At 58.8% G+C, this 16,151-nt stretch carries 9 protein-coding genes; all 9 read left to right on the top strand.

Going from position 1 to position 16,151, the window contains the following annotated elements; genetic code table 11:
* Nucleotides 1–88: 88 nt before the first annotated feature.
* The 9 genes from ACSQ9E_RS29220 to ACSQ9E_RS29180 all read left to right on the top strand — a co-directional run bounded on the left by ACSQ9E_RS29220 (nt 89) and on the right by ACSQ9E_RS29180 (nt 15,996).
* The gene (locus ACSQ9E_RS29220) at nt 89–583 is read left to right on the top strand and encodes a DUF4124 domain-containing protein (RefSeq protein ID WP_436219880.1); all 495 of its coding nucleotides are present in this window, start codon (nt 89–91) and stop codon (nt 581–583) included.
* 27 nt (nt 584–610) lie between these two features.
* Nucleotides 611–994 (top strand): nucleotide pyrophosphohydrolase, encoded by a 384-nt coding sequence (locus ACSQ9E_RS29215; RefSeq protein ID WP_436219879.1) that lies wholly within the window; start codon nt 611–613, stop codon nt 992–994.
* A 276-nt stretch (nt 995–1,270) separates the two neighbouring features.
* Nucleotides 1,271–4,468 carry a helicase-related protein gene (locus tag ACSQ9E_RS29210; RefSeq protein ID WP_436219878.1) on the top strand — a complete coding sequence of 1,066 codons (3,198 nt, stop codon included), beginning with the start codon at nt 1,271–1,273 and terminating at the stop codon, nt 4,466–4,468.
* Nucleotides 4,469–4,488: 20 nt separating this feature from the next.
* Complete coding sequence (locus tag ACSQ9E_RS29205; protein ID WP_436219877.1) at nt 4,489–7,155, top strand: ATP-binding domain-containing protein; 2,667 nt, start codon at nt 4,489–4,491, stop codon at nt 7,153–7,155.
* A 26-nt stretch (nt 7,156–7,181) separates the two neighbouring features.
* Entirely contained in the window at nt 7,182–8,969 is a 1,788-nt protein-coding gene (locus tag ACSQ9E_RS29200) for a GmrSD restriction endonuclease domain-containing protein (protein ID WP_436219876.1), read from the top strand.
* The gene (locus ACSQ9E_RS29195; RefSeq protein ID WP_436219875.1) at nt 8,966–9,793 is read left to right on the top strand and encodes a DUF4391 domain-containing protein; all 828 of its coding nucleotides are present in this window, start codon (nt 8,966–8,968) and stop codon (nt 9,791–9,793) included. Before ACSQ9E_RS29200 ends, ACSQ9E_RS29195 begins: the two co-directional genes overlap by 4 nt.
* A gap of 11 nt (nt 9,794–9,804) precedes the next feature.
* On the top strand, nt 9,805–11,775 hold the full coding sequence (locus ACSQ9E_RS29190; protein ID WP_436219874.1) for a site-specific DNA-methyltransferase: 1,971 nt from the start codon (nt 9,805–9,807) through the stop codon (nt 11,773–11,775).
* Between the two features lie 10 nt (nt 11,776–11,785).
* Complete coding sequence (locus ACSQ9E_RS29185) at nt 11,786–14,779, top strand: type III restriction-modification system endonuclease (RefSeq protein WP_436219873.1); 2,994 nt, start codon at nt 11,786–11,788, stop codon at nt 14,777–14,779.
* Nucleotides 14,780–14,877: 98 nt separating this feature from the next.
* Nucleotides 14,878–15,996 (top strand): suppressor of fused domain protein, encoded by a 1,119-nt coding sequence (locus ACSQ9E_RS29180; protein ID WP_436219872.1) that lies wholly within the window; start codon nt 14,878–14,880, stop codon nt 15,994–15,996.
* Nucleotides 15,997–16,151 lie beyond the last annotated feature (155 nt).

The following is a 16,151-nucleotide window of genomic DNA, read 5'->3' as shown; positions in this document are numbered from 1 at the left end:
AAAACGCCCGGCCCATGCCGGGCGTTCTTGCGTCCGGTGCTGTAATAGACCTGCCTCGACCCTGACACCCATCATTCGACTCGCCACCATGCCCAAGCCACTCACCACCATCGCTGCCGCTGTTGCCGCACTGGCACTGACCGCCGCCACATCGCCCGCCTGGGCGCAAACGTACAAATGCACCCAGCCTGACGGCAAGACCGCCTTCCAGGACCAGCCCTGCCACATGAGCGGCGGCACCGGGGGCAGCGTCAACATCAAGGTCACCCCGCCCTCCAGCGACCCCCTTCCACCCAGTGCCCCGCCTGCACGGCAGCGCTCGCCTTATGCAGGCAGCATCGGTGCCGGCACGGGCAGCACGCAAACCGCCGACGCCCAGGCCGCCCAACAGGCGCGCCAGCAGGCCGAGGCATACAACCGCTCATCGCGCTGCAACACCGCGCGCCGCAACCTGGGCACGCTCAAAACAGCGCGCCCCGTGTTCCAGTACGACAACAAGGGCGACAAACAGTACCTGGAAGACAGCAGGCGCCAGTCGGAAATGGCTGCGGCTCAGCGTGACGTGGCGGAGAACTGCCGCTGACGCGGAGACAACGACCGACTGCCCGATATGTCCCAAGACTCTTCTTCCTCAGCAACCCCAGCCATCACATCACTCCAGCAACTGGCCCTGCGCCTGCAGGATTTTGCGCAGCAGCGCGACTGGGGCCAGTTCCATTCGCCCAAGAATTTGGCCTCGGCCCTGATCGTGGAGGCCGGCGAGCTGCTGGAGCACTTTCAGTGGCTGACCGAAGAGCAGAGCCGGAATTTGCCAGCGGACAAGAAGCAGGCAGTTGCGCATGAGATGGCGGATGTGCTGCTGTACCTGGTGCAGATGGCTACGGCGCTGGATGTGGATTTGATCGAGGCGGCGAATGCCAAGGTGGAGATCAATGGGGGGAAGTATCCGGTGGGTCTGGTGCGGGGGAGTAGTAGCAAATGCACTGAGCTCTAGTCAATACGGCATTGCGACGAGACTTCATTGAGACGAACGCGCTGGCACAAGTCATATTCATGTTTGAGCTTATGTCTTAATGACAGAGAATCCAAAGTGGCACTTGGACAGGAAAAAAGCGCTCTTTCAGAGCGCTTTTTTTTATCGCGGTGGTGAGCTCAGTTCAGCACTTCTCGCATCAAGAAATGCTCAATGTATTGATGTCGTGATTGATAAATTGTGGCCTCTATAAGTGGTCGTAAATAGGCACGAAGGGATGAGCATGAGGGAGAGAGAATGAAGCTTGTTCAGAATAGTGGTACAGATCGAGTCATCGACTTAGTACGCCCACACCTCCGGCCCGGCAGCCATCTAAGCTGTGCAACCCCATCGTTCTCTCTATTCGCGTATGCCGAACTGCGCGACGCGCTTGCCAAGCTCGACAGGGTTCAACTCATCCTGCCCGCTGCAGACGACTTACTGGAGTTTCTCGGGGGAGAAGGCGACCGTGCTAACCGCAACCGGCTGCAAACCCGATGGCTCGCCAATCAGTGCGCCAATTGGCTTACCAGCAAGGTGGACCTGCGACGAGCGCATGGCCGCGTGCCGCAAGGCACAGCCGTAATGCGCGATGCCCAAGGCACCGCCGAACAGGTAGTGCTGGGCTCGTTTGCCTTCAGCACCGATGGCCTTGGCCTCACGCCAGGCAACCCCTTGAGCCTGATCCAGGCGTCTGAGTCGGGCACGGAGGCGGCGCAGCTTGCTCAGTGGTTTGACCAACAATGGAATGGCCTGCGCGCCCAACCAGAAAGCGGCGATGCATTGATGGCTGCCCTGCGCGACATGGGCACGCACCGAGCACCATTCACGCTCTACGCCGCGATACTGAACCACCTCTTCGGGGCCCGCGATGATGAAATGGACGAAGAACGCATCGTCAAGTCGGCTACGGGCATTCGCAACACGGTCGTCTGGAAAAAACTGTTTAAATTCCAGCGTGATGGCGTGGTCGGCGCCATCGACAAGCTTGCCCGGTTCGGCGGCTGCATCATCGCGGACAGCGTTGGTTTAGGGAAGACCTTCGAGGCATTGGCCGTCATCAAGTATCACGAGCTGCGCAACGACCGCGTGCTCGTGCTATCCCCCAAGCGCCTCCGAGACAATTGGACGCTCTACAAGGCCAATGACAAGCGCAACGTGCTGGCAGCCGACCGGTTCAACTACGACGTGTTGAACCACACGGACCTGTCGCGCGACGGCGGCACGTCCGGCGATATCGACTTGTCCCACGTGAACTGGGGCAACTATGACTTGGTTGTTATTGACGAGAGCCACAACTTCCGCAATAAGAAGTCCCCGCGCCAAGGCACCGAGACACGCTACGACCGCCTGATGCGAAAGATCATCCAGGAAGGGGTTAAGACGAGGGTGCTGATGTTGTCGGCAACACCTGTGAACAACCGTCTGGCCGACCTCAAGAATCAGATCGCATTCGTCACCGAGGGCGACGACACCGCGCTGGTTGAACACGGCATCGACAGCATCGAGCAAACCACGCGCATGGCACAAAGCCAGTTCAACCGCTGGCTGGAAATGGACGAACCCGAGCGCACGCCTGGCAATCTGGTCGAAATGCTCGGGTTCGACTACTTCACCCTGCTGGATCACCTGACCATCGCCCGCTCACGCCGCCACATCGAGCGCTACTACGGCACCGATGAAACCGGCAAATTCCCTGGCCGGCTACCGCCCATCAACATCAAGGCAGACGTGGACCTAGCGGGGCAGTTCCGGGCCATCAAGGACATCAACCTTGAAATTCGCCGCCTCAACCTGGCCAGCTACGCCCCGTTGCGCTATGTGTTGCAGCACAAGCAAGCGGCCTACGATGCCAAGTACAGCACCGAGATTCGCGGCGGTGAGAGCTTCTTCCGCCAAGCCGACCGTGAAGAGAGTTTGATCCACCTCCTACGCGTCAACGTGCTCAAGCGCATGGAAAGTTCCGTTTCTTCGTTTTCGCTGACTCTTCAACGGCAGCTCAAGGACGTGGAAATTGTGCTGGCCCACATACAGAATCACGACACAGACATTGAAGAACTCGACATCGCGGATGTAGACATCGACGACCCAGCTTTTGAATCTCTGCTGGTCGGGCGCAAGGTTAAGGTGCTGCTCGGCGACGTGGACCTGATTCGGTGGAATCAAGACCTCATCGAGGACCGAAACCGCCTCGCGACGCTGCTGGCTGGCGCCCAGCAAGTAGATGCCGCGCGCGACGCTAAGCTGGCCAAGCTGCGCGACATGATCGAGCAAAAATGCTACCAGCCGATCAACGCCGGCAACCGCAAGATTATCGTTTTCACCGCGTTCTCAGACACGGCGCAGTATTTGTACGCCAACTTGGCGCCCTGGGCCAAGGCCATTCTCGGCATTGATGCTGCACTGGTCACCGGCAGCGCTGGCATCCAGTCCACCTTGCCCGGCCTGCGCAAGAACATGGGCAGTGTGCTGTCGGCGTTTGCGCCTCGCGCAAAGGAACGCCCGGCCGACTTTGCCGAAGAAGGCGAAATCGATCTGTTGATTGCCACCGACTGCATCTCAGAAGGACAGAACCTGCAGGACTGCGACTGGCTGGTGAACTACGACATACATTGGAATCCGGTCCGGATCATCCAAAGGTTCGGGCGGATTGACCGCATCGGATCACCCAATCAGAACATCCAACTCGTGAACTTCTGGCCCAACATGGAGCTTGAGGAATACATCGGCCTGGAGCAGCGCGTCAGTGGACGCATGGTGCTGCTGGATGTGTCCGCCACTGGCGAGGAAAACCTCATCGAGCAACAGTCGGGCAACCCAATGAACGATTTGGAGTACCGACGCAAGCAATTGCTCAAGCTGCAGGATACGGTCATCGACATGGAAGACCTGTCCAACGGCGTTTCCATCACCGACTTGACGCTGACCGACTTTCGCATCGACCTGGCGCAGTACCTCAAAGCACACCCAGGCCAACTCGAAGGCCTGCCGCTTGGCACCTACGCCGTCACCACCAGCATCGACGCCGACATTCCGCCGGGCGTCATCTTCTGCCTGCGGGCAGAAGGCACGGTGGCGACTAAGGGCCAGCAGTCAGACTACCCGCTGGCGCCGGTCTACCTAGCTCACGTTGGGGACGATGGAACGGTGTTGCTGCCATACCCTCAGGCCAAGCGCATTCTTGACCGGCTTAAGCGCCTAGCCCTTGGGCGCGAGCTGCCCGACGACAGGGCCTGTGCAAAGCTCGATAAGGCTACCCGCTATGGCGAAGACATGCGCCACGCACAGAAGCTGCTGGCTGCGGCCGTGGGATCCGTGGTGGGCAAGAACGAAGAGCGGGCGGTTGCCAGCCTGTTCTCTCCCGGAGGCACCCATGCGATGAAGGGCGAGTTCTCTGGGAGCAACGACTTCGAGGTACTGGCCTATATGGTTGTGCTTCCCGGCCAAAAAACCTAAAACCGACTTAGGAGGAACGTTTGAACAGTGCAGATCAAAATGCCTTGGGGCCGATTGCTGAAGAGGTGCTCGGAAAGCTCCAAGAAGTTGCCACTGCGGCGCGTGCATGGCTACAGGACCCGCGAGGCCCCAGTGTTGACACGCTGGTGCCAGGCTCTGTTTCAGACGCCGCGCTGCGCAACCTTGGTCAAGTCAATCAACAGAATCGGGCGGCCTACCAGCGGTTGAGTAAAGAACCAGTGGTCTCCCGTGTTGTTGCTGAAGACGAGAAAGGGGGCTTTCACACCCATTTTTTCTGTCGTGCCGACCAGGGTATGGCCGAACGTGGGGTGATCAGCTATCTGACGAAGTGGGGGCGTCTGGCTTCAATGCCTGTCGGGGATGAGTACCTGACCCCCGATGGCCAAGCCTGGATCGTTGTCTCGAAGACGGGCCTTCGTCCCGAGGAGATCAACGGGCGATGGGATGCTTATTCGGTGGTACAACGCGAGGACCTGCCCAGCGTCACTATTGATTCGCTTCGAGCTCTTTTGCAGGCGGAGCGGCCGACACACAGTGCACGCAATGAGCTGGAAAAAATCCTCGCCGAAGAAGCCAAGAAGGCGGCTGTGAATGATGGAATCCGCCGGAGTGTCATCACACGAATGGGCCTGCGGGATCAACCCATTCTGGACAAATTTCAGGACGAAATTTTCCGCCTCCCGCTCTCGCACCAAGTCGTGCTGCTCGGGCCACCCGGTACAGGCAAGACGACTACCTTGATTCGTCGCTTGGGACAGAAACTGGACATCCAGTATCTAGATGAAGATGAGCAGCGTGTCGTCCAGGAAGTGGCGACTGCGCAGGGTTTATCGCATGAGCGCAGTTGGCTGATGTTCACGCCCACAGAACTGCTCAAACAGTATCTGAAGGAAGCTTTTAACCGTGAGTTGGTGCCGGCGTCTGATCAGAACCTTCGCACCTGGGACGACCATCGCCGGGAGTTGTGCAGACAGACCTTTGGCATCCTCAAGACGGCTACCGGTGGTGGGACCTTCGTCCAGAAACCTGGCTTGAACAGCTTACTGGTTACGACGGTCAAGACCCAAGTGGAATGGTTCACTGACTTTGATGTTTGGCAGGGGCAAAGCTACCTGCAGGAGCTAACCTCTGCCACTCAGGTGCTCCAGCTCTCGAACGTCAGACAGGCTGCCGAGTTGGGCAAGGTGTTGGCAGAGGTGCTGGGCGAGCATCAAAGTTGGTCGGCGACCTTAAGCCAGCTGGCTGAAGAATTGCCTCGGGTTCAATCATTTGTGGCGCAGTTGAGGGACGAAATCGGTAAGCGACTCGAAGCCGCCCTGATTTCACAACTGCACAAGAATCGCAACTTCGTTGCCGAATTCGCTGCGTTCCTGGAGACTTTGCAACAAGTTGAGCGGGACGAGGCCGACGAAGCAGAGGTTGACGACGAGGAAGACGTGCAGTCGCCCAAATTGGGGGCGCAGGCCGCGACCAACGAGTACTACCAAGCGCTGAGGGCCTTGTCACGCGGTGCAGCCAGCAAGCGGGGGGTGAACAAAGTCAGCCGCAGCGGCAGGATCATCGAATGGCTTGGGAATCGAGTGCTTCCCCAGAGCGATCTCATCGACATTGGGAACAAGCTGATTGTTCAGACAGCTGCTCGCCGTTTTGTCACGCCCGTCAGGGGGTACGTCAGTGGTATGAGCAAGCGCTATCGGGCGTTTCGCCGCGAGCGTCAAGGTGCAGGCACCTGGTATCAGTCAGAAGCGTTTGATCAGCGAGAAGTTCACCCACTGGAGTTGGATGTCGTTCTGCTGGCCACCCTTAAAGCCGGTAACGAATTGATCAATCGCCGGAACGTCCAGCGGGCCATCGACAACCCGCAGTGGGCGCCGCTGAAAGCCGTCATAGGATGCTACCGGCACCAGATTCTTGTGGACGAAGCCACCGACTTTTCACCACTGCAACTGGCGTGCATGAATGCGCTGGCGCACCCGCGCACCCGGTCAATTTTCGCCTGCGGTGACTTCAATCAACGATTGACCACCTGGGGTGCTAGTACCCCTGATGCGCTCGCTTGGAGCTTTCCAGGCGTAGATGTTCGTGAGATCACGGTCGCCTATCGACAGTCCAGGCAACTCAACGATCTCGCGCGTGACATCATTCGCGCCGTGGGCGGGAGCGTCCAAAACGTCAGTCTTCCTGCAGAAGTAAACAACGAAGTGGCCTCTCCGGTGCTGCTGGAAAACAGCTCGCCATCCGATACCGTGGAGTGGCTCGCGGCCCGAATTGCAGACATTGAGCGTTTGGTGGATCAGCTTCCCTCCATTGCCGTTTTCGTCAACAGCGAGGAGGAAGTCGAGCCGACAGCTAAGGCCCTGGAGGCTCTGCTGGGCGAGCACAATATTCCAGTCATGGCGTGCCGAGAAGGGCAGGCAGTGGGCCAAGAAAGCAGCGTACGGGTGTTTGACATCCAGCACATCAAGGGTTTGGAGTTCGAGGCGGTTTTCTTCCTTGGCGTGGACCGCCTGGCAAAACTCCAGCCGGAGCTTTTTGACAAGTACATCTATGTGGGCACCACCCGGGCTGCAGCATACCTAGGACTGACCTGCCAAGATGCATTGCCTGAGCAGTTGTCATCGGTGCGGCACCACTTCGCCGCAACTTGGGATAGCGCCCGCACGTGACAGATACAACGGAGAAGCTGACCCCCATGAGTTTTCGTACAGCAGAACCCGCACTGAAAGACGTGCTGGACGACATTGCCACTGGTAGGACGCAGCTCCCCGACTTCCAGCGCGGCTGGGTCTGGGACGACAACCATATCCGCTCGCTGATCGCGAGCCTTTCACTGTCTTACCCCATTGGTGCGGTCATGTTCCTGGAAGCCGGGGGAGTGCCGTTCAAGCCTCGGCTGTTCGCAGGCGTCAACCTTCAGCCTGCGCCCAAGCCCAAGACACTGGTGCTTGACGGTCAACAGCGGTTAACTTCGATGTACTTAGCCCTACGCAGCGGCGAGCCAGTGCCGACGCGGACCGAAAAGGGTGCCGACATCCGCCGGCTCTACTTCCTGGATATGGTCAAGTGTCTTGATCCTGAAGAAGACCGCGAGGAAGGCGTCATTTCGGTACCCGAGACGCTGCAGGTCACTTCGGACTTCGGCCGTAAAGTCGATCTGGACGTCAGCAGTCCAGCGCTTCAGTACGCTCAGCGCTTGTTTCCGGTTGCTCTACTTTTCGATACCGAGGGCTACATGACGTGGAAGATGGGGTTCGCCCAACACCATGCTCAAAACCCAGAGGCTGCCATGTTCCTGATGCGATTTGATCAGGCCATCTGGCTTCGTTTCCAGCAATTCAAGGTACCAGCCATCGAGCTGACGCAGGACACCCCGCGCGAGGCTGTGTGCCAGGTTTTCGAGAAGGTCAATACAGGCGGCGTTACTCTTACTGTGTTTGAGCTCATGACGGCTACTTTTGCCTCCGACGAGTTCAACCTGCGCGATGACTGGGATGCTCGCCGTGAACGGCTCACAGCCAAGCACGATGTGCTGGAAGCGGTGGATGGCACGAGCTTCCTGACCGCCGTCACCCTGCTTGCCAGCTACCGGCGCCACCTGACTCAGAAGACCGCGGTGAGCTGCAAGCGCGCTGACGTGCTGAAACTGAGCTTGGCCGACTTCAAAGCACTGGAGGCTTCGCTGGAGACTGGCTTTAAGCGCGCTGCGGAGCTGTTGGCTGAAGAGAAGATATTTGACGCGCGCAGTTTGCCGTACGCAACCCAATTGATCCCATTGGCTGCCATCTGCGCACAGTTGGGCGAGAGAACAACGCTGCATGGCATCAAGCAAAGCCTGCTGCGCTGGTACTGGAGCGGTGTACTGGGCGAGCTGTATGGCGGCGCAAATGAAACGCGCTTCGCAATGGACATGCAGGACGTTGTGGTATGGGTTGGAGGGGGCGTAGAGCCGCGCTCCGTACGCGATGCCAACTTCGCACCGACCCGACTGCTATCTCTGCAGAGCCGCCTTGCGGCCGCCTATAAAGGCCTTGCCGCCCTGTTGATGAAGCACGGAGGGCGCGACTTCGTTAGCGGCACGCCCATCGACTTGAACACCTACTTCAACAACGCCATCGACATTCACCACATCTTCCCCCGCGCCTGGAGTGAGAAGCAGAAATTGCCCAAAGAAAAATGGAACAGCGTGGTGAACAAGGCTCCGCTAGCAGCCGGTACCAATCGGTTTATCAGCGGTGACGCACCTAGTGTTTATCTCGGCCGTATCCAGAAGGCCAAGCAAGTGCCGACGGATAGCCTGGACGAGTTCCTTACCTCGCATGTCATCCCAGTCCGTGCTCTGCGGGCGGACGACTTCGACGCTTTCATTCGCTTGCGTGCAAGTGCATTGCTCAATCTCATCGAGCAGGCAACGGGCAAGACAGTGTCGGGCCGCGACAGTGAAGACACAGTCAAAGCATTTGGAGCTGCGCTGACGGCATGATTGAGCTGCATCGTTTCAGCGTCGATGACTTGATCTCCGCCCTTGCGCTCCCGGCTAGTTGCAAGGTGGATCAGCGCATACCCAAGAAGATGCTCATCGAGAACGCGGCGCCGACGGCTGCTGACAAGAGGCTGCTGAACGAAGGCATCGCACAAATTAAGTGGGTCGCGGCGCTCAAGCCCAACACGGTGGGCGTGCCCGACTACCGGGACGAGGAACGCGAGTACCTGGAAGTGGCGGTGCTCAGCATCGCCACGCGCGGGGCGAACTCCGTGGCTGAGCACGAGGCAGACGCGGCAACATCCGATAGCCCAGCCAGGCCCGCCAATACCGCGCGCCTGGCCGAGCTGGTGCACCGTGCCGTGCCGTATCCCTTGATGCTCTTGCTGGCCACGCCGCAGCGCCTGCACCTGTCGCTGGCGCACAAGCGCTGGGCGCAGAATGAGGCCGGCAAGGTGGTGCTTGACAGTGAGGTGGCCACCATCGATCTGGCTGGCGACCTGTCGCCCGCGCACCCCTTCATACAGAGCCTAGCATTGGCACGCCAACCCCAGGCGACGCTGATGGCCCTGTACCAGGGCTGGCTGGACTGCCTGACGGCACTGCAGGCTGCGCGCTATACCGGCACGTTCAAGGCCGCAAGCGACCCGGCGCAAGCCGCTGCGCTCCGGGCTGCATTGCGTGAATGTCTGCGCCTGGACCAGGAAGCCGCCCGCTTGCACACGCTGGCGGTCAAGGAAAAACAGATGGCCAAGCAGGTGGACCTAAACCTGGCGCTCAAGCGCGTGCAGGCTGACTTGTCTGCGGCCCGAGAGCAACTTTGAATAAGAAACCGATGACCAAGATACAGAAGATCGATGCGACCAGTGCGGAGACGCAATCGGCAGACCTGATGGTTGCCAACATCGAACAGCTCAAGGCGCTGTTCCCCGAACTGATCACAGAAGGGGCGAACGGCGTGGCCGTTAACGTGGACGTGCTCAAGTCGCTGGTGGGCGACAAGACCGCAACCGATGTTGATGAGAAGTACGGCCTCAATTGGCATGGGAAGCGCCAAGCCCGAAAACTGGCGCTGATGCCCAGTACGGGGACGCTGATTCCATGCCCCCCAGACAGCGTTGATTGGGACGCCACTCAGAACTTGATGATCGAAGGCGACAACCTAGAAGTGCTCAAGCTTCTGCAAAAGAGCTACGCAGGAAAGGTGAAGCTCATCTACATCGACCCGCCGTACAACACCGGCAAGGATTTCGTCTACCCGGACAATTTTCAAGACGGGATCAAGAGCTATCTTGAAATTACTGGGCAGGTTGCGGGCGGCTCAAAAATCAGCAGCAACACAGAGGCTGGGGGACGCTTTCATACCGACTGGTTGAATATGATGTATCCGCGCCTGAAGCTTGCTAGACAACTTCTAAAGGAAGACGGGGTCCTATTTATTTCCATAGACTCTACTGAAGTTGCGAATTTGCGTGGTCTTTGTGATGAAATTTTTGGTGCAGAGAGCTTCATAATAGATTTGATATGGAAGAAGCGAGATGGAGCGCCGAACGATCGAACAATCGGCTCCATCCATGAGCATATTCTCGTATACGGTAAAAAGCTCGCGCCGAATTCTACGAGAACACTAGCGGAAGACAAATTCAACCTGATGCCGCGCACGGAGAAGGCCGACGCTGAATACCAGGTGTTTAAAGAGGTTAGTGGTCCCGATTCGCGCGGCCGATTCCGAAAGATCGACACTACCGCAAATGCAAAAGGCGGCCGGGACGTTGCGTCATTGCACTACGGAATTATGAATCCACATACTAAAGAAGTAGTCTATCCAAGAGATGGTACGTGCTGGCGGCATTCTGAAGAAGAGATGAACCGACTGCAGAGTGAAAATCGCCTTTATTGGGGTGTAAGCGGCACGGCATCTACGCCGATGCGCAAGCTATTTCTAAGCGAAGCCAAGGACGGAATGACCACGCCGTCTATATTGCCCGATATGCCTCTAAATCAGCATGCTGCTCGTGAGTTGGAGGTTTTGTTCTCGCAAAAATCTGTATTTGATACACCCAAGCCGGTCGGTCTTCTTTCTCTCATTGTGCATATCGGAAGCAGTGATGGAGACTTGGTCTTGGACTTCTTCTCAGGGTCAGGCAGCTTTGGTGAGGCGGTCATGTCAGTTGATGCGACTTCGAATACCAAGCGGCGTTTCATTCTTGTTCAGCTGCCTGAGCCGATCAATCCTGAAGTTGGTGAACAAAGGATTGCGGCTGAATACTGTGACAAACTCAATGTACCGAGAAACATCGCCGAGCTGACCAAGGAACGTCTTAGGAGAGCCGGAAATAGTATTCGTAGGGATTATCCCCTGTTCTGCGGTGACCTTGGGTTTCGGGTATTTAAGTTATCTCCGTCTAACATTCGCGCGTGGAACCCGAGCTCCACTGATCTTGTTCAGACCCTATTTACTCACCAAGACCATCTTGTAGAAGGTCGAACGGAAGCGGACGTACTTTACGAACTGTTGATCAAGCGTGGGCTTGACCTGTGCGTGCCTATCGCTCAACGGGTTGTCGCTGGCAAGCACGTTCACTCCGTGGGCGGCGGCGTATTGATGGCCTGCTTGGCAATCCATATCGAAGCCGCCGAGGTCGAAGCTGTTGCCCAAGGCATCTCCACTTGGCGAAAGGAACTGGCGCCGGCCGGGGATACGACGTGCGTGTTCCGTGACAGCGCGTTCGCCGACGATGTGGCCAAGACCAACATGGCGGCGATCCTGGAGCAGAACGGCATCGCGCACGTGCGCAGTCTGTGAGGTTCAGGCCATGAAACTTCACTTCGAGCCCAATCTCGACTACCAGCTTCAGGCCATCGAAGCAGTCTGCGACCTGTTCCGTGGCCAGGAGACCTGCCGAACCGAGTTCACGGTCACCATGAAGCTACCCGACCAACAATTGACCCTGGGTGTGGCCGAGACCGACCTTGGCGTCGGCAATCGACTGACGCTATTGGATGACCAACTGCTGCAAAATTTGCGCGACGTTCAATTGCGTGGCGGCTTGGCGCCGTCCAGCGTGCTGGCGTCGGGGGACTTCACCGTTGAAATGGAGACTGGCACGGGCAAGACCTACGTTTACCTGCGCACGATCTTCGAGCTGAACAAGCGCTACGGTTTCACCAAATTCGTCATAGTGGTGCCCTCGGTGGCCATCAAGGAAGGTGTCTACAAGTCGCTGCAGATCACCGAAGAGCACTTCAAGGGCATCTATGCGGGGGTGCCAGTGGACTTCTTCCTGTACGACTCGGGCAAGCTGGGGCAAGTGCGCAACTTCGCCACCAGCTCGACTATCCAGGTCATGGTTGTCACGGTTGGGGCCATCAACAAGAAGGATGTCAACAACCTCTACAAGGACAGCGAGAAAACGGGCGGCGAGAAGCCTATCGACCTCATCAAGGCCACGCGGCCCATCGTCATCGTGGACGAACCACAGAGCGTAGACGGCGGCCTGACTGGCGCCGGCAAGACCGCGCTGGACGCGATGAACCCGCTGTGCACGCTGCGGTACTCGGCTACTCACGCCACCAAGCATCACATGGTGTATCGGCTCGATGCGTTGGACGCCTACGAGCGCAAGCTGGTCAAGCAAATCGAGGTGGCTGCGGCCACCATTGAGGACGCACACAACAAGGCCTTCGTGCGGCTGCTGTCGGTCAGCAACAAACGCGGCACTATCAGCGCGAAGGTCGAACTGGATGTGAAGACCGCAACCGGCGTCAAGCGTCAGGATATCACCGTCAGCGATGGCGACGACCTGCAGCAGACGACCAAGCGCGACATCTATGCCGATTTCCGCGTCGGCGAAATCAATACCGCCAAGGGCGAAGAGTTCTTGGAGCTGCGTTACCCAGGCGGCGAAGCCATGTTGGCCATGGGGCAGGCCTACGGTGATGTTGATGCCCTGGCCGTGCAGCGCGAGATGATCCGGCGCACGATTCGAGAGCATCTCGACAAGGAAAAGCTGCTCGGACCGAAGAACATCAAGGTGTTGTCGCTGTTCTTCATCGATGCGGTGGAGCGTTACCGCCAGTACGACAAGGACGGCAACGCAGTGAAGGGTGACTACGCCCGCATTTTCGAAGAAGAGTACAGGCGCGCGGCCAAGCTGCCGGCCTACCAGAGCCTGTTCGCCGAACTGGACCTGGCCCATGCCGCCGAGGACGTGCACAACGGCTACTTTTCCAGAGACAAGCAAGGTAAGTGGTCAGACACGGCCGAGAACAATGCCGGTAACCGCGAGAACGCAGAGCGGGCCTACAACCTGATCATGAAAGAGAAGGAGAAGCTGCTCGACATCAAGACGCCGCTCAAGTTCATCTTCTCGCACTCGGCGCTAAAGGAGGGTTGGGACAACCCCAACGTCTTCCAGATTTGCACCCTGCGGGACATTGGCACCGAGCGCGAGCGCCGGCAGACCATCGGTCGAGGGTTGCGCCTGTGCGTGGATCAGAACGGCGAACGGGTGCGCGGCTTCGAGGTCAACCGGCTGACCGTCATTGCTACCGAGTCTTACGAGCAGTTCGCCGAGAACCTGCAGAAGGAAATCGAAGCCGACACGGGCATCCGTTTCGGCATCCTGGAGCAGCACCAGTTCGCGGCCATCGCCATCAAGGCTGCGGACGGCTCCCTGGTGCCGCTGGGCGTGGACCAGTCCAAGGCCTTGTGGGACCACCTGAAGGCGGCCGGGCATGTGGACGCCAAAGGCAAGGTGCAGGACTCGCTGAAGCTGGCCCTGAAGAACGGCACTCTTGCCTTGCCGCCTGCCTTCGAGGCACAACGCGCGCAGATCGCCGAAGTACTGCGCAAGGTGTCGGGCCGGCTGGAGATCAAGAACGCCGACGAGCGCAAGGCCGTGCCGCTACGCAAGGACAAGGACGGCAAGGCCGTCTACCTGTCCGACGACTTCAAGGCGCTGTGGGACCGCATCAAGCACCAGACCACCTACCGTGTGCAGTTCGACAACGCTAAGCTATTGAACGCCTGCATAGCCGGGCTGCAGAAGGCACCGCCCATAGCCAAGGCGCGGCTGCAGTGGCGCAAGGCCGACATTGCCATCGGCAAGGCGGGCGTGCAGGCCACGGAAAAGGAGGGCGCCGCGACGGTGGTGTTGGACGATGCTGACATCGAGTTGCCTGACCTGCTGACTGACCTGCAAGACCGAACCCAGCTCACGCGCCGCAGCATCATCACCATCCTGACCGGCAGCGGTCGGCTAGACGACTTCAAGCGCAACCCGCAGCAGTTCATCGAACAAACAGCGGAAATCATCAACAGTTGCAAGCGCATGGCGCTGGTGGCCGGCATCAAGTACCAAAAGATTGGCGACGAGCACTTCTACGCCCAGGAACTGTTCGCCAAAGACGAACTGACCGGCTACCTGCGCAACATGCTCCTGGATACGAAACGGTCGATTCACGAGCACGTCATTTACGACTCGGATACAGAGTGCACGTTTGCCGAAGCGCTGGAAACAAACGATGGCGTGGTGCTCTACGCGAAGCTGCCAAGCTGGTTTAAGGTGCCGACGCCCCTGGGACCCTACAACCCGGACTGGGCGATCCTGTTCGAGAAAGAAGGACTTCAGAGGTTGTATTTCGTCGTGGAAACTAAGAGTAGCCTCTTCACCGACGACCTGCGAAAAAAGGAAGAAGCAAAGATGCAATGTGGTGAAGCCCATTTTCACGCTTTGCGCGAGGGGGATAACCCAGCAAATTATCTTCGCGCTACGACTTTTGACGATGTACTAAAAGCAGTGATGTAGGGACTCATCGTGGAAAGAGTAGACAACACGGCGCAAACCTCACCGGCACCCACAGAACTCTCCATTCCCCTACAAAGTGGCTTTGCCTTCCCAAAGACATGACCTCAACCACCATCGACGACTCCGATGCTTCCTCCCCCGGCTGGGACGCCATCTCCGCCCGCCTGGACCAGCTCTACCCAGGCCAGGAGCCCAAGCACTTTGGCACCCTGATCTCGCACATGCTGGGCGGGCCAGACCCGCTGGACGGCATCAGCGCGTGGCGGCGCACGGACCCGGTGCCGCACTGGCACTTTGTCACCTATGGGTTCAGCGAGCTGTATGCCAAGGAATCGAACGACCCTGCGGTGAGCGGCTATGGGTTTGAGCTGACCTTTCGGCTGGCGATAGCGCCCCGGTCCACTGAGGCCGCCGATGCGGATGCCGAGCCCCCAACGTGGGCGCTGAGCTTTTTGCAGAACCTAGCGCGCTATGTGTTCCAGAGCGGCAATGTGTTTCGCGATGGGGATTGGATGACGGCCAATGGCCCCATTGCGCTGGGGCAGGCCACGCAGATCTGCTCCATGGGCTTTGCCACCGACCCGGAGCTGACCGAGCCGTTGGACACACCCAATGGCTCAGTCGCCTTTTTGCAGGTGGTAGGCCTGACGCTGGACGAAGAGCGCGCGGCCAAGCAGTGGCGCACGCGCAATTTGCTCGATGTGTTGCTGCCGCACATGCCGCTGTGGGTGACTGACCTGGGCCGCGCATCGCTGCTGACCAACCCGGCGGTGAAGAAGCAGGTGGACGAGGGCGCGCGGCGGGATGGGTCGTCGAGCGGGTATTTGTTTACCGATGTGCTGGGCCTCAAGCGGGTAGAGCGGCTGCTGCGCAAGCCGCTGACGCAGGTGACCCTGGGCGCCCGCCAGGTGGACGAGCTGGTGGCCCTGCTGCCGCTGCGCCTGCCGTTTGGCCGCACGCTGCGCGTTGCGGGTCACGAGTGGCAGTTGCTGCTGGAGCCTGCGGGTGCCGATGGCCAAAACGCGGTGGAATGGCCGGGCAAGGGGGCGGGTGCTGTGGTGCTGCGCCTGACCGACGCCACGGTGCAGCAATTTGCGCAGACGCTGCAGCCGCGCGAGGGGCGCTATACGCTGCCGTTGCTGCCCGAGGTGGAGTGGCTGGTGCAGAAGACGACGATCACGGATTCGACCGGCAAGGTCGTCGAAGTGATCGGCTGACCAGACCAGCCGTTCAGTCAATCACGCGCTGCGGCCAATCGACCTCAGGCTCGAGTACCCCAACGGGTTTGCATTCGACCGTATGACTAGACGGGGTGTCGTAGACAGTGCTGTAGCACGGCAAGGCGCCCCAACGACGTCAGGCGGTCGAAGGC

The sequence above is a fragment of the Acidovorax sp. LjRoot118 genome (assembly GCF_964253575.1).
In the GTDB taxonomy this organism is placed as follows: domain Bacteria; phylum Pseudomonadota; class Gammaproteobacteria; order Burkholderiales; family Burkholderiaceae_C; genus Acidovorax.
This window is presented reverse-complemented; position numbering and strand designations above follow the sequence as displayed.

Bases quoted from the DNA above. Each gene is read 5' to 3' on its own strand.
- ACSQ9E_RS29220 (WP_436219880.1), top strand. From the start codon at position 89: ATGCCCAAGCCACTCACCACCATCGCTGCCGCTGTTGCCGCACTGGCA.
- ACSQ9E_RS29215 (WP_436219879.1), top strand. From the start codon at position 611: ATGTCCCAAGACTCTTCTTCCTCAGCAACCCCAGCCATCACATCACTC.
- ACSQ9E_RS29210 (WP_436219878.1), top strand. From the start codon at position 1,271: ATGAAGCTTGTTCAGAATAGTGGTACAGATCGAGTCATCGACTTAGTA.
- ACSQ9E_RS29200 (WP_436219876.1), top strand. From the start codon at position 7,182: ATGAGTTTTCGTACAGCAGAACCCGCACTGAAAGACGTGCTGGACGAC.
- ACSQ9E_RS29195 (WP_436219875.1), top strand. From the start codon at position 8,966: ATGATTGAGCTGCATCGTTTCAGCGTCGATGACTTGATCTCCGCCCTT.
- ACSQ9E_RS29190 (WP_436219874.1), top strand. From the start codon at position 9,805: ATGACCAAGATACAGAAGATCGATGCGACCAGTGCGGAGACGCAATCG.
- ACSQ9E_RS29185 (WP_436219873.1), top strand. From the start codon at position 11,786: ATGAAACTTCACTTCGAGCCCAATCTCGACTACCAGCTTCAGGCCATC.
- ACSQ9E_RS29180 (WP_436219872.1), top strand. From the start codon at position 14,878: ATGACCTCAACCACCATCGACGACTCCGATGCTTCCTCCCCCGGCTGG.